The organism is Kitasatospora sp. NPDC059160, from assembly GCF_042755465.1.
Taxonomy (GTDB): domain Bacteria; phylum Actinomycetota; class Actinomycetes; order Streptomycetales; family Streptomycetaceae; genus Kitasatospora.
Window position 1 is genome coordinate 1 of the sequence record NZ_JBHZCN010000168.1, and the last position, 13,427, is coordinate 13,427.

Annotated in this window: 14 protein-coding genes and 1 pseudogene; 4 read left to right on the forward strand and 11 right to left on the reverse strand. The window is 68.9% G+C overall.

All coding sequences use genetic code 11. From position 1 onward, the window contains the following. Window positions 1-57: 57 nt before the first annotated feature. From ACFXOZ_RS40010 to ACFXOZ_RS40040, 7 genes are all read right to left on the reverse strand, one after another. Window positions 58-945 (reverse strand): hypothetical protein, encoded by an 888-nt coding sequence (locus ACFXOZ_RS40010; RefSeq protein WP_380594953.1) that lies wholly within the window; start codon window positions 943-945, stop codon window positions 58-60. A 177-nt stretch (window positions 946-1,122) separates the two neighbouring features. Further along, entirely contained in the window at window positions 1,123-1,797 is a 675-nt protein-coding gene (locus ACFXOZ_RS40015; RefSeq protein WP_380594955.1) for a YdcF family protein, read from the reverse strand. Between the two features lie 237 nt (window positions 1,798-2,034). Continuing rightward, entirely contained in the window at window positions 2,035-2,466 is a 432-nt protein-coding gene (locus tag ACFXOZ_RS40020; protein ID WP_380594957.1) for an NUDIX domain-containing protein, read from the reverse strand. A 117-nt stretch (window positions 2,467-2,583) separates the two neighbouring features. Then, on the reverse strand, window positions 2,584-2,937 hold the full coding sequence (locus tag ACFXOZ_RS40025) for a hypothetical protein (RefSeq protein WP_380594959.1): 354 nt from the start codon (window positions 2,935-2,937) through the stop codon (window positions 2,584-2,586). An 81-nt stretch (window positions 2,938-3,018) separates the two neighbouring features. Continuing rightward, on the reverse strand, window positions 3,019-3,705 hold the full coding sequence (locus ACFXOZ_RS40030; RefSeq protein ID WP_380594961.1) for a pentapeptide repeat-containing protein: 687 nt from the start codon (window positions 3,703-3,705) through the stop codon (window positions 3,019-3,021). Between the two features lie 78 nt (window positions 3,706-3,783). Then, a complete protein-coding gene (locus tag ACFXOZ_RS40035; protein ID WP_380524130.1) occupies window positions 3,784-5,142 on the reverse strand; it encodes a hypothetical protein in 1,359 nt (452 codons plus the stop codon). Window positions 5,143-5,153: 11 nt separating this feature from the next. Beyond that, on the reverse strand, window positions 5,154-5,903 hold the full coding sequence (locus ACFXOZ_RS40040; RefSeq protein ID WP_380524128.1) for a hypothetical protein: 750 nt from the start codon (window positions 5,901-5,903) through the stop codon (window positions 5,154-5,156). Between the two features lie 26 nt (window positions 5,904-5,929). Between ACFXOZ_RS40040 and ACFXOZ_RS40045 the strand changes: the two genes are divergently transcribed. Then, window positions 5,930-6,808 (forward strand): glycosyltransferase family 2 protein, encoded by an 879-nt coding sequence (locus ACFXOZ_RS40045; RefSeq protein ID WP_380594963.1) that lies wholly within the window; start codon window positions 5,930-5,932, stop codon window positions 6,806-6,808. A gap of 19 nt (window positions 6,809-6,827) precedes the next feature. Here the strand turns inward: ACFXOZ_RS40045 and ACFXOZ_RS40050 are convergent, their stop codons facing one another. From ACFXOZ_RS40050 to ACFXOZ_RS40060, 3 genes are read right to left on the reverse strand one after another with little or no spacing between them, the layout of a single operon-like run. Next, window positions 6,828-7,967 carry a DegT/DnrJ/EryC1/StrS family aminotransferase gene (locus ACFXOZ_RS40050; protein WP_380594965.1) on the reverse strand — a complete coding sequence of 380 codons (1,140 nt, stop codon included), beginning with the start codon at window positions 7,965-7,967 and terminating at the stop codon, window positions 6,828-6,830. Next, window positions 7,964-9,019 carry an NAD-dependent epimerase/dehydratase family protein gene (locus ACFXOZ_RS40055; RefSeq protein WP_380524122.1) on the reverse strand — a complete coding sequence of 352 codons (1,056 nt, stop codon included), beginning with the start codon at window positions 9,017-9,019 and terminating at the stop codon, window positions 7,964-7,966. The genes ACFXOZ_RS40050 and ACFXOZ_RS40055 overlap by 4 nt, the downstream gene beginning before the upstream one ends. Window positions 9,020-9,038: 19 nt before the next feature. Then, window positions 9,039-10,094, reverse strand: a complete 1,056-nt coding sequence (locus ACFXOZ_RS40060) for an NAD-dependent epimerase/dehydratase family protein (RefSeq protein ID WP_380594967.1) — start codon at window positions 10,092-10,094, stop codon at window positions 9,039-9,041. Window positions 10,095-10,220: 126 nt separating this feature from the next. On the opposite strand from ACFXOZ_RS40060, the gene ACFXOZ_RS40065 reads away from it, so the two are divergent. From ACFXOZ_RS40065 to ACFXOZ_RS40075, 3 genes and pseudogenes are all read left to right on the forward strand, one after another. Next, complete coding sequence (locus ACFXOZ_RS40065) at window positions 10,221-11,576, forward strand: tetratricopeptide repeat protein (RefSeq protein WP_380594969.1); 1,356 nt, start codon at window positions 10,221-10,223, stop codon at window positions 11,574-11,576. Between the two features lie 133 nt (window positions 11,577-11,709). Continuing rightward, window positions 11,710-11,865, forward strand: a pseudogene (locus tag ACFXOZ_RS40070) (NUDIX hydrolase); the annotation flags it as partial. Next, the gene (locus ACFXOZ_RS40075) at window positions 11,862-12,275 is read left to right on the forward strand and encodes an NUDIX hydrolase (RefSeq protein WP_380594971.1); all 414 of its coding nucleotides are present in this window, start codon (window positions 11,862-11,864) and stop codon (window positions 12,273-12,275) included. The pseudogene ACFXOZ_RS40070 and the gene ACFXOZ_RS40075, both read left to right, overlap by 4 nt. A gap of 241 nt (window positions 12,276-12,516) precedes the next feature. Here the strand turns inward: ACFXOZ_RS40075 and ACFXOZ_RS40080 are convergent, their stop codons facing one another. Beyond that, complete coding sequence (locus ACFXOZ_RS40080; protein WP_380524114.1) at window positions 12,517-12,951, reverse strand: NUDIX hydrolase; 435 nt, start codon at window positions 12,949-12,951, stop codon at window positions 12,517-12,519. Window positions 12,952-13,427: the final 476 nt, after the last annotated feature.

Consider the following 13,427-nt stretch of genomic DNA (forward strand, 5'->3'; position numbering starts at 1 on the left):
GCGCCCCCCCGCCGGCGCGCCCGGGGGGGGGCCCCCGCGGCGCTGATGGAGCCTGTCTCAGGCTGCGATCTGTGCAGGTCGACTGCCGGTCATTGCGGAGCGCAGGGCGGTTCGGACTCGGGCGGCACCTGCGGTGGCCACGTCCGCGCCCTTGCGGGCCGTGGGGGTTCGGGTGGTCAGGCCGGCGCATGGGCGGCAGATGCCCGGTCGGGGCACGGGGTCGTGGCACTTGGCGCACTCGGCGTACCGGGCCGGTGGCCGTGCAACGGGTTGGGCGGGCGGCATCTTGTGCTCCAGGCGGTAGCGGAGCACGGCGGTCGCCGAGTGCATCTGGGTGGGCAGGCCCGGCAGCAGGGCCTGGGCGAGGTCGGCGTGGGCCGCGCCGCGTTGCAGCCACTGTGCGACGAGGGGCGCGAGTGCGGCGGCTTCGGCCTCGCCCAGGCGCAGTCGGGGCTCGGGGCGGATCACCCGGAACAGCGTGGCGACCGCCTCGCGGATCTCGGGTGGTTCCTCTTTCCCTCCCTGGTCGCTTTCGTCTGCCGGGCTCGGGGGGAGGGAGGGTTCTTGCTGCCGGTTCTTTACAACAGACCTGCCAGCACGGCTGGTTGCCGCTTCACCGGGCGCCGGACGGGTGGTACCCGGCGGCGCCGTGAGGTGCGGGGTGTCGTAGACGTGGGCTTCGGTGATGATCGTGCCGTCCGGCATGCGGATCTTCTCGACCCGGTAGTACCCGGCCTCGGTCAGCTCCTTCAACGCCTTGCGGACGGCGCCACGCCCCTGCGGGCTGGTGTCGGCCATGCGCCGTCCGTCCTCGCGCCAGCCGTCGGGGCGCGAGAGGAGGTCGGCGAGGAGGCCTCGGGCGGTGTAGCTCAACCGCCGGTACTGGAGTACGGCGTTGGGTAGCACGGTGAAATTGCGCACGTGGGCGCTACGATGGATGCGCATCGGGAGTTGCTGCTCCTGTTGCCGGACCCCGGAGCGTTGGCGCGCTGCCGGGGTCACCTGTTTTCGGTTGGATTACCGAACGTACCATGGCATTTGACGCAGAGTGAGGCATTCTCTGCGAGTGTCCTTCGCCAGGGCGACTTGGAGAGCATCGCCTGTCCTTCGGCAGACAGAACGTCAGGACTTGATGAGTCGTGTGTCGAAGCCGGCGCGGCAGAGCCGGTCGTAAGCGGCATTGGCCGCCTCCGGGACCTCCTGCTCGACGGCGTACCCGAGTTTCGGGTACTCGAGCACCCGTTGCATGTCCCCGACGAGCATGTCGATGACGTGTTTCTCGCTTCCAATGGCCTTTACGTAGTCGTTCAGCCCCATCGGTGCCGAGGCGCAAACCACCTCAACATCCGGCCACAGCTTGCGGCAGGTGGCGAACGCGCGCCTCTCCATGTACGGCATGGCGATCAGCATCACGGACCGAACATCGCGACCGGCCGAGGCCAGCACCTCACGTGAGAGGCTGATGTTCTGTCCAGTATTTGTGGCGTTCGGCTCCAGCAGGATCGCCGACTCCGGGACACCGCGCTCAAGGGCGTACTCCCGAAAGTGCACCGCCTCGCCCCGGGGGAACCGCTCCGGGTGGGTCGGGTTGGGGCCGCCGGTGAAGACCAGGGTGGGAAAGAGGCCCTCGTGATAGAGCTCGGCCGCGTAGACTGGCACGCCGAGATCGTGGCTACCGAGGCCGATCGCCGCATCGCACGGCCGCAGCTTGTGGTGCATCTGGTGGTAGTCCCAAATCGTCCGGGCATCCCGCCATTGCTCATCCGTGATCACAAGTTGAATGTCCGCCACCCGCATGCTCCTTGATCACCGAAGTCAGAGTGGGCCGGCGGCCGTAGTCCCGCCGGATGCCGTCGATGCTCTGTAGCTGGTGGCTCATACCGTACTTGGCGGCCAGACCGTCGAAGCTGGCCGACTCCCAGATTGATAAGGAGAGTTGGAAGTCCGGGAGCGATCAAGGCGCAGTGTGAAATGCTCGCGTCCAGGGACGGACCCGCCCCGGGCCGGCACCCTGACGCAGCCACCGATTTGCGGCTACCTGGCGGCGAGGAGGTCCCCGCGTTCGACGGTCTCGCGGAGGACCGTGGCGATCTCCCGGGGCAGGAGATTGATCGTGGCGAGTGCTTCGATGGTGAGGGGGGTCTCCTCCAAGAGGTACTCGCCTCGGCCTTCCTGGCTGAACTCGGGGCCGGTGCGGTCCTCGAAGTTCCACTTCTCGATGGTGGCGAGGTAGAAGTCCTGGCGCTCATCGTCCGTCTCGATGGTGTGGAGGAGGCTGACGATCTCGGCCTCGCCCGCGATCTCCTCGCGGACCTCGCGCAGTAGGGCGTCCTCTGGGCTGGCGTCGGTCGGTTCGATCTTTCCGCCGACGATCACCCAGTACGGGTCGATGCCGGGGCGGATGCGTTTGATCAGCAGCGTGGTGTCGTTCGGGGTGAGGAGGACGGCGCGGACGCGGTGCTGCATGGCGGTCTGCTTTCTGTTCGGTGGGATGCCGGTCAGTGGAGGATCCAGCTGTCGTAGACGTGCAACGACTGGCCGGTGATGAAGGACGCGCTGGGGCTGGCGGGCGACCGTGGCGGGTCAGGCGGCATCGGCCTGTTCCATTGCGGCTGCACTCGGCCTTTTGAGCCAGACCAGCCGTGCAGTGATCCCCGGTCGCCCGGCGAAATGGCGCAAGGCCCGGTTGGGAGATGCGAGGGTCATTCGCGCCTGCCCGTCGATGCTGATCACGTGCGCTCGCCCGCTGTGGTCGGCGACTCCCCAGGCCACGACCCACCCGTCGACGTCCGGGAGGCCTTCGCCCCAGACCTGGACGACGGCGAACAGGCGGGGTGCGGTGTCGAGTACGAGCGCGCACAGCTCCTGGTTGAAGGTCGGGTCGGTCGGCAGCCGAGGCGTGATCGGGCGGGGGCTTTGTGGCGGCGCAGCAGCCATGGAAGTCTCCTACGTGAATGGGGGTCGGACGCGGCGCTACCGCCACCACCACGGGCAGCGGAACGGCCCGCGCGGGGGGTTTCACTGGTCGTCGAGGGCGTCGGCGAAGGTCACGTCCAGCTCGGCGACCAGGGCTTCGGCGAGTTCGGCCTGCTGGGTGCGGTCGATGAGGACCTTGCCGAGGTTGGCGACGCCCCGCAGGGTGGTGAGGTCGTTGCCTCGAAGGTCGAGGCCTTGGTACTTGCCCCGGCCGAACTCGGTCAGTCGCAGGGCGCAGGCGTCGAGGACAGCGCCGCCGAGGTCGCAGCCGGTGAACGACGCCTCGGTCAACGTGCACTTCGAGAGGGCGACCGGGCCGGTGGAGCGGATCTGCTCGAAGGTCGCGTAGTCGAGCTTGCAGTTGTCGAAGAGAACGTTGTCCAGGGTCACGCCGATGAGTCCGGCGCCCATGATCCTGCAGTTGCGGAAGACGACGCGGGAGAGCTTGCTGTCGGCGATGCGGGCGGCGGCGAGGTCGCAGGTGTCGAACTCGACGGAGTCGATGCGGACTTGGTCGAGCTGCACACGGTCGGCCCGCAGGTTGGAGACGCGGCCGGTGACGAGGCGGGTCTCGGCGAGGTCCAGGGCCCGCAGGTCGGCGTCGCCGTACTGGAAGTCCTGGACGATGCCCCGGGTCGAGTCCAGGCTGGCGACGTTGGACAGGTACAGGCCGGGCTCGTTCAGGTGGGGCAGGGTCACGGTGACCCGGCCGAAGGTGATGCCGTCCATGGGAGGCTCCGTTCTCTCGAAGGTCGGGCCGAGCGGCGTTGCTTGCCCTGGGAATCACGATCAACCGGTGTCGCCCGATCACGTCGGGGCGGCGCGGCGTTTCGACCACCGCTCCTCCTCCGTTCGGTCCCGAAGGGGAGCAACCAGCCACGGCACGAGCCGGGCGGTTGGAGCGGCGGCGATCTGCTCAACCGGATGGAGAAGCCCCTGCTTGCATGACTCTGCCGTCCAGACTGTGAACCGGCCGTTGGGGTAGGCCGGGTTGATGCCGATCTCTCCCTTTGGGGTGACGCCGTTGAACGGGGTCGGGATGCCCACCTCGTTCCAGTAGGTCCACGCCTCCGAGGCCTTGGCCTGCTCGAAGCGGTAGTAGAGCTGCGGGTAGCGATCGAGGAGCCGGATCTCCCGGAAGATCAGCTGGCCGAGGAGGCGTGGTGCTGTCTCGGTCAGCGTGTCCAGGTTTGCCGCGCGGAAGGTTAAATTCCAAATTTCTTGACAGGGCGTCAGGGACGTGGCGGCGAAGAGATGGGACATGCGTCGGCGGACATAGTCGGCGGCTGACGCCGCCAGGCCGGGCTCGATGCGTCCGATGAGATCGAGGAGTCGGGTGTGGCCTGGGCAGAACCGCCCGAGGTCGAAGAGAGTGCCCATGCTGTCCACGGCGGAGAAGGCGAGTTCCTTGTAGAGCCGGTTGTTCATTTCCCCGCAGTCCGCGTACTCCTGGGTGGCCCGGCTGCTGGAGTGGAGCATCAGGTATTCGGCGACGGTCTCGAAATAGAGGTACCCGAGATAGGGAAGGACGGGGACCGTTGCGGCGAGGGCGTCGATGAACGACTCGTTCGGCGTTGTGCCACCACTGGCGTTGTGCAGGAGTTTGTCGAGGAACGGGGCTGCGACACGAACCCGGTCCACGACAGACTGCAGTACCTGGTCGTCCTCGACTGCGGTGAGAAAGTGCCGGTACGTCTGGTAGGTCCGCAGGTGGATGCCGCCGAGCCGCAGGTAGTCCAGGCCCTTGGCCGGTGCCGGGTGACCGGGGGTGACTCGGATGACCAGGGGCGTGCTGTGACGGCGGCTGGCCAGGCCCTGGCGGGCGTTCAGCAGGTAGGAGCCGAGGTTATGAGGCCGAAGCGCGCCGCCCGGCAGCGGGGTGAGGGGCGAGCCGTAGACGGCTCCGATCAGGCAGCCGGTGGACGCGAGAAGGTGGCCGCTGGAGCGGATGGCGTCCAGGGAACGGGTCAGGTGCAGCAGGTAGACCGGGCCGCCGGCGGTGAGCGTGGCGAGCATGGCGTTGCTGTCTTCGCGCAGCAGGTGCCCGTTGGGGGCCTGTTCGAGGCGCTGGTGCCAGTCGGCCTCGGAGGCGGCGAGCCCGGCCGGCAGCGGTCGGTCGGGACGTGTGTTGTAGTCGGTGTGCGCGAAGTCCCACTCGGTGTGCACGGGGGCTTCTCCTACTCGGGCATTACGGCCTGGAGCGCACGCTCCAGGGCCTGGGTGTCGGTCGCGCCGTCGAGGTGGGCATGCTCGCTGCCCACAACCAGGTCGTGGGCGAGCACCGGGGCCCAGGCGGGGACTTGGAGTTGCAGGCGGTTGAGGTCGGGCCACCAGCGGGCCAGCGGTAGCCGGTAGCGGTCGAGCGCGTCAGCTGCCTTGAGTAGGTCCACCGCCACCTTGTGCTGCTCGTAGGCGCGTTCCTGGTCGCGGGCGAAGGCATGGTGCGGCACATCGTGAAGGGCGACTGCGGTGATCGCCTCTGTCGTGGCCACCGTCCTGAACATCGTCTGAAGGCTCGCGGAATGCTCGGTCAGCCAGTCGGCGGCGCGGCGACCGTGGCCGGGATCGTCGTGGTCGTTCAGCCGCCGGCAGTCGTGACAGGCCGCCGCGGCCGCGAGCGCCAGCCCTCGGCCCGGGCTGAGATCGTGGCTGGCGGCGAGCAACTGCACGAGCACGGCGACCCGGGCACCGTGGCGTACGCCGTGAATCGAGGCGGCCGTCTGCGTGCGGGCGAACCAGGAGGCGTTCGGTACCAGTAGGAGCGGCCGGTGTGGCAGTCTGGCCCGGACACCCGGGCCCGCGGGCCGGTGGCGGGCGATCCAGTCCAGCGTCGGCCGGTCCATCACCTGGTGGTCCGGTAGTCGGCCGGTGTCGGCCAGCTCGTGCAGCGACGGTCCGCGGCCAGGCCGGGGTGTCGGCGAGATCATGAAGGTTCCTCGAAGGGTCGGGTGCGATGGGCGTCACGCTGGGCGTGGTGGTGCTGACGATGGGAAACCGGCCTGCGGAGCTGACGGCACTACTCGAGTCGGTACGGGCCCAGGACGGCGGCGACAACGGCGTTCGGACCGTCGTGCTCGGCCAGGGCGTGAAGCTGCCCGAGCTGCCGGACTGGGTGGACGCGGTGGAGCTGCCGGAGAACCTCGGCATTCCCGGGGGTCGCAACGCCGGCGTCGACCGGCTGCGCGAGCTTGGCGGCACGGACGTGCTGGTTGTCCTGGATGACGACGGGCTGCTGCCCCGCACCGACACATTCCGGCTGATCCGGGAGGCCTTCGAGCGGGACTCGAAGCTCGGCATTGTCAGCTTCCGGATCGCGGATGAGACCGGGTTCACCCAGCGCCGCCACGTGCCCCGCTTCGGCGCGAGCGATCCGCTGCAGTCCGGTCCGGTCACGACGTTCCTGGGCGGCGGGCACGCGATCCGCATGAGCGTGATCGATCAGGTCGGCCTGTTTCCCGCCGAGTTCTTCTACGCGCACGAGGAGACCGACTTTGCCTGGCGCGCGCTGGACGCGGGCTGGCGGATTGACTACCGCGCCGACCTGGTGCTGCAGCACCCCCGCACCGACCCGGCCCGTCACGCCGCCTACTACCGGATGACGGCCCGGAACCGGGTGTGGCTGGCCAAGCGCCACCTGCCCGCCCCTCTGGTGCCGGTCTACCTCACCTCCTGGGCGTTGTACACGCTGGTCCGCCGGCCGCCGATGTCCGGGCTCAAGGCGTGGTGGTCGGGGTTCTTCGAGGGTGTTCGGGTGCCATGCCCGCCGCGGCGGCCGATGCGGTGGAGCACGGTGTGGCGGATGACGCGGCTGGGCCGGCCGCCGGTGATCTGACAGCCAGCCCGGCACGGGGTCAGGACCAGATGGCGTGGAGGGCGTCGATGACGCGCTGCACGTCCGCAGCTGTCATCGCGGGGTAGCAGGGCAGGGAGAGCTGCTGGGCGGCGATCTGCTCGGTGATGGGCAAGTGGCAGTCCAGGAGGTGGTACGCGGCGAGGCGGTGCACCGGCTTGAAATGCACGCTGGTGCCGATCCTGTGGTCGTTCAGGAGCAGCTCGGCCACCGTGTCCCGGGTCCGGCCGCCGACCGGTTCGACCAGAACGGGGTAGAGGAACCGTCCGTGCCGGACGCCGTCCGCGATGGTGGGCAGCCGCAGGCCGGGCAGGTCGGCGAGGGACCGGTCGTAGGAGGCAGCGATCTGTGCTCGGCGGGCGGTGAAGTCGGGCAGCTTGTGGAACTGTTGGAGGCCGACCGCGGCTGTGATGTCCGGCATCGTGTACTTCAAGCCCGGCACGGTGACCTCGTAGTCGGCGGTGTTCCGTGTGCCGTGCCGCTGCCACGCGGAGGTGTCGATGCCGTGCCGGCCGAGTAGGCGGGCGGCCTGGACGAGGTCTGCGCGGCCGACGATCATCCCGCCTTCGCCGCAGGTGATGACCTTGTTGGCGTAGAAGGAGAACGTCGCCAGGTCGCCGATGCTGCCCGCCCGAAGGCCGTCGCGCCAGGCGTGCAGAGCGTGGGCGGCGTCCTCGATCAGGGCCATGCCGTGATCGTCGGCGAGCTTGCGGAAGGCCAGGAGATCGCAGGGCTGGCCGCCGTAGTGCATGACCAGGACGGCCTTCGTCCTGGAAGTGATCGCCTGCTTGGCCGCCTCGGGGTCGATGGTAAGGGTGACCGGATCGACCTCGGTGAACACCGGCCTGGCGCCGCACTGGACGATGGCGTTCGGGGCCGCGCAGAAGGTCAGGCTCGGGGTGATCACCTCGTCGCCCGGCTTGACCCCGGCCGCCAGCAGGGCCAGGTGCAGCGCGGCGGTGCACGAGGAGACCGCGAACGCGTCCTCGACGCCGAGCTCGGACTTCACCGCTTCCTCGAACCGGCTGGCCTTCGGGCCGTGGGTGAGCCAGCCCGAGCGCAGGGTGTCCATGACCTCGGCTTCCTCCTCCTGCCCGAGCGAGGGCCGGTTCCAAGGCAGGAACGGCGCGATGACGGTCACGGCTGCCCCCACGCGGCGGTGTACTCGGCCAAGTAGCGCCGGCACTCAGGGGTGCGCACGCTCCGCACCTTGCCTGCTGTGAAGGCCGCTGCCAGGGCCTGGTGGTTGTCGTACTGGGGTTCCTCCGGGTCGGCGATCTGACGGGCCACCAGGAGGTCGGCGATCTCCTGCACGCCGTCCTTGAGGGTGGTGGAGCATGCGCCAGGGAGGCGCTGCTGGAGCCGGGTGAAGCTCACCCGGTAGTCGCGGGCGTCGGCTTCGTCGAGCTCCGGGCCGCGCTGGATCTTCGATCCGGGCACGATGGCGGCCACGGTCTCGGCGATGTCGGTGATGGTGTGGTTCTCCTGGTCACTGCCGACGTTCCACGCCCCGGTCAGATCCTTGTCCAGGACGCCGGCGAGCACCCGGGCGACGTCGCCGACGTGGACGAGGGGCCGACGCTGGGTGCCTCCGTTGAGGGGGATCCGCCCGGTGGCGACGGCGCGCGAGGCCATGGAGTTGACTACGGAGTCCAGGCGCTGACGGGGCGAGGAACCGTGGACGGTCGCCAGCCGAAGGCTCGTCAAGGCGGTGACTTCGGCGAGTACGTCGGGCAGATGCCGTTCGGTGAGGACTTTGGTCCGGGCGTAGATGCCCAGCGGGTTGGGCTCGGTGTCCTCGTTCACGGTGCCTTCGTGCTTGCCGTAGACGCTGCACGAGGAGAAGAACACGTACTGATCGACGCCCGCACCGGCGGCGGCCTCGGCGGCGATCATCGGGGCGGCGTAGTTCAGTTCGACGGCCAGCTCCTCGTCCAGCCGACAGGCCGGCTCTCCGACGATCCCGCCGAGGTGCACGACGGCGTTCGCGCCGTCGCAGACCCCAGCCAGCAGCTCGGGGTCACGCAGATCCCCGGGGACGAACGTGGCGGCGCTGGGCAGGAGCCAGCCTGGGTCGTCCCCGCGGTTGTAGATCATGCCGTCCACGACGGTGACATGGTGGCCGAGCGAGACGAGGCGGTGGGAAGCGACGGAGCCGATGTATCCGGCTCCGCCGAGCAGAACGACGCGCATGGGGTGAATGTCCCTTCGTTCAGGCGGCCGAGATGGCGGCGGTGATCGGAGTGGTGAACCAGTCCGGGACGGCGTCCGGCGTGGTGCTGAGCCAGTGCACGTAGCGGTCGATGCCCTCGGTGAGGGTGATGGCGGGATGCCAGCCGAGCAGATCGGTGGACCGTCTGGTGTCGGCACAGCCTCCGCGCGGGTCGCCTTCCGGCATCGGTGTCTCGACGAACGCGGCGCCGGGGTAGTGGGCGGCGATCAGCTCGGCGATCCGCCGCACCGGGGTGGGGATGCCGGTGCCGATGTTGATGGTCTGCCCGGCAGCCTGGTCGATGACGAGGGCGAGGATGGTGGCGTGCGCGATGTCCTCGACGTGGATCATGTCGCGGACCTGGTGGCCGCCACCGTTGAGCCTCATCGGCCGGTTTGTGTGGGCGGACAGGGCCAGCCAGGGCACCATCCAGGAGTGCGAGCCGGGCTTGGGGATCTGCGGGTCGCCGTAGACCGAGAAGTACCGGACGATCGAGTACTCGGTGTCGCTGCCTCCGAGCATCAGGCGCACCTGGTGCTCGCCCCACAGCTTGGTGTTGGCGTACACAGAGATCGGGGTCAGCGGCTGGTTCTCGGTGAACCGCGCCGCGCCGTCCTCGGCGGGGGTGCCGTTGCCGTAGACAGAGGCGGAGGAGACGAAGACCAGCCGCTTCACCGTCGAGGCCGCCACGGCGTCCAGGACGGTCTGGGTGCCGTGCACGTTCGCGGCGAAGGCGATGTCGGGTCGGCGGGTGCAGGCGGCGACATCGGCGTACGCGGCGGCGTGGATCACGTAGTCCGCACGGCCGGTGAGCCACTTCACGGTGGCCCGCTCGCGAACGTCGCCGAGCAGGACCTGGGCGCTGTGGCGGTCCACCTGGAACAGGTCCCGCACCGGGTGCGGGTAGGCGTCGAACCGGTCCAGGACGATCGGCGTGGCGCCGCAGGCGGCGAGCTGAGCGACGATGCGGCTGCCGACCAGGCCACCGCCTCCGGTGACCAGAACGCTGGCCCCGGACAGCTCATGAAGGCGCGGGTCGCGGTACTCGTCGGCCATGAGGCATCAACCTCCTCTGAGGTGCGGGTTTGTTACATTCAGTGAACAGTCGGCCACATTCGGGCGGTACGGTGATGGCCTGCTCAGCCTGTTCAATCTGTTCAAGATCAGCTCTGGGGGTGCGAGTTGACCGGGCATAAGCAGCCGAACGAACAATTGGCGTCCGTCATGGCGGAAGCCGGGTGTACGTACGAAGTCCTGGCCAAGGTGGTCCGCAGCGTCGCGGCGGAGGCCGGTGAGACCCTGCACACCTCGCGGTCGGCCGTGCTCTCCTGGGTTAGGGGCGGCACCCCGACCGGCAATACTGCGGCCTACCTCGCCGAGGCCCTGACCAGAGTGGCGAAGCGCCAGGTGACGACCGCCGAGATCGGTCTAGGCTTCCCGGCCATCGGGGAGGCCATGCCCCCTGACCTTCTGGCAACTGCTGCCGACCTCGGGAGACTTGTCATGTTCCACCGCCGTGATCTCCTCGCCCTGGCCTTCGCCACCGCCACCGTCGGGCTCCCGCTCACCTACGACCACGAGGCCGTCGCCGCCACCCTGCGAACCGCGAAGAGCAGCCGTAGGGCCGGAGCCGAAGAGGTTTCCACCGTCCGGCAGCTCATCGAGATGTTCCGGACCGCCGACGAGAGACTGGGCGGCGGCCACGGGCTGTCCACCGTGTCGGCCTACCTGGCGGATGCCGTGGTGCCGATGCTCCAGGCCACGTTCCCGTCCGAGGAGGTCCGGCGGAGCGCGTACGGCGCGGCAGCCGAGCTCGCCACGCTGGTCGGATGGAAGTGCCACGATCTGGGCCGCGAGGGCGCCTCCCAGCGGTTCTATCTCCTCGCCTACCAGCTTGCCTGCGAGTGTGATCCCGCAGGCCATGGAGCCTGGATGATGCGAGCCCTGACCCATCAGGCCCTCGACCTGAACCAGACCACGCACTGCGTCGAGCTGGCCGAAGCCGCGCTCTCACGGGCCCAGGGGAAAGTCGACCGAAGGACGGAGGCGCTGCTGCTGGTGACGTCCGCCCGGGCCTACGGAGCAAGCGGCCAGAGCAAGAATGCCGCTGGGGCACTCTTGGCCGCCGAGGACGCCATGCTCGCCGCCGACGACGGCGTGCCATCCTACGCGGCCGCCTCCGGCCCGGTCGCGGCCACCGTGGCATCGCACACGGGCAAGACCCTGACCGAGATGAAGGACCACCGAGCCGCTGAACGGCACTACCGCAGGGCACTTGAGGACCGCGTTCCGGCGACGTACCAGCGGGTTCGCGGTCTGACCATCGCGAACCTCGCCAAGTCTGTCGCCGCCCAACACCGTCATGAGGAAGCCGTCGTCCTCTGGAATCAGTGCCTGGACCTCATGGACGGCGTGGCATCCGACCGAAACCAGAAGGAGCTGAAAACGGTGCGCTCAACCATGGCCGTCTACAGCAGGCGCGGAATTCCCGGCGCCCCGGAACTCGCTCAGCGAGCTGCCGAACTCGCGTCTCTGTAACACCAGATCGTGCCGCGAGCTTGGGGATCCGACACCTTCAAACCCGACACGTGGCTTGCCCAATGAAGACACTCCAGGTTGCCGAAAGGGCCTGGGTCTGCAGTAGGCGGCCAAAGTGGGGTGAGTGTCCAACGAGTGGTTCCTGCGTGAGTACCTTGCTGGTCAGCCAACCGGCGGCGACGCTGTCGAGAACGTCGACGTGATGTGGGTTCCTCGAAACTCGATGGCCCGCTTCTTCGACGCCGATACGATTTCCCCCATCCTGGCCGCCCTGGAGGAGCAGACGTGAGACAGCGAACTGCGGAGGAACGCCCGGGAATTGCCGCCGCGATCGTGGTCCGCGGAGGCCGTGTGCTGATGGTGCGTCGGCGGGTCAGTGAGGGCCAGCTCTCCTGGCAGTTCCCGGCCGGTGAGATCGAGGCCGGTGAGTCGCCCGAGGAGGCGGCCGTCCGCGAGACCGCAGAGGAGACCGGACTGGGTGTGGCCGCCGTCAAGCTCCTGGGCGAGCGGGTGCACCCGAAGACCGGCCGGCTGATGTCGTACACGGCCTGCGAGGTCGTCGGCGGCACCGCCGAGGTGGTGGACACGGACGAACTGGACGCCCTTGCGTGGGTGGCCCTCGCCGAGATCCCCGAGTACGTGCCGTACGGGCTCTTCGAGCCGGTGCAGGCATACCTGGACATTGTGCTCGTTGCGTGACCGAGGTGGACGGCGTCGGGCCGTTGGCGCTCCGCCCGGTCGGGAGGACGGCCCCGCATTCGTCATCGGGCTCGCCGTGAGCGATACGAAGATCACCGTAGAGCTGTCGCTGGAGTTGGACCAGGCCGGGCAGGAGCTCAGCAGCGCATCGGCAGTAACTTCCTGAGCCGCAGCAGGTCGTCTCGACCGCGGAGTGGCGGGCCCCTCGGGGAATCCGTGGGGCCCGCCACCCTCGTACGCCTCAGCGTGTGATCAGCTCGCGAACCGCGTCGCTCACCTCAGGCAGGTCACTGGGGAGGGCCCATTGGTGGGCGTCGTGCTCGGTGAGGACAACCGGTTCGGTCTTCTGCACGGTGACGGTGAAGTTGAACTGGCGGGTGGTGCCGCCTCGGCTGTTCTTGTAGTCGAAGTGCCCGATGTAGCCGGTGACCTGGTCGATGGTGAGGCCGGTCTCCTCGGCGGTCTCCCGATGGAGGGCGTCCAGGATGGTCTCCCCGGCCTCGACCGTTCCGGAGGGGATCTCCCACAGGCCGCCCATGTAGTCGTCGGGGTTGCGGCGCACGAGCAGGATGCGGCCGTCGTGGTTGATCATGGCGGCGGCGACGAAGCCGGTGATTCCGGCGGTTTCGGCCTCGGCCGCCAGGCTGGCGGCGAACTCGGGGGAGGTGACGGTCACAGCAGCTCCTTGTGATGGTCGCTGATCTTGATGGCCGCGCGGACGTAGTGTTCGGCCAGACGCAGATCCTGCTCACGATGCCAGGCCGGGAGCTTGATCGTCTGGGCGTGTGCGCGCTCGGTAGCCCGCCGAGCTCGTCCGGCTGGTAGATGAGCGTCAACCCGTACCAGGGCGGGACCACCCCTTCGGGTAGCTCGGTGGCCTCCGGGCCCGGTATCCGGGCCAGTTTGCCGTGCGGCCACAGCCATTTCGACCTGTCCCGGAGGCCGCCCCCGGCAGCCGGGGGCGGCCTCCGGGCGCTCATTGGCTTCTTTCGGCAGGGCGGTACGGGGCCAGGCCCGGGGCGGGCACCCGCCGGGAGGCGGGTGGGGGGTGGATGGTGGGGAACGGTGGTAGGGCTGATCCACGGAGCGGATGATGCGCGGGTGTTTACCCGGGGCCGGGAACGCCGCTGCCCGGGACTTCCGGAGGGGAAG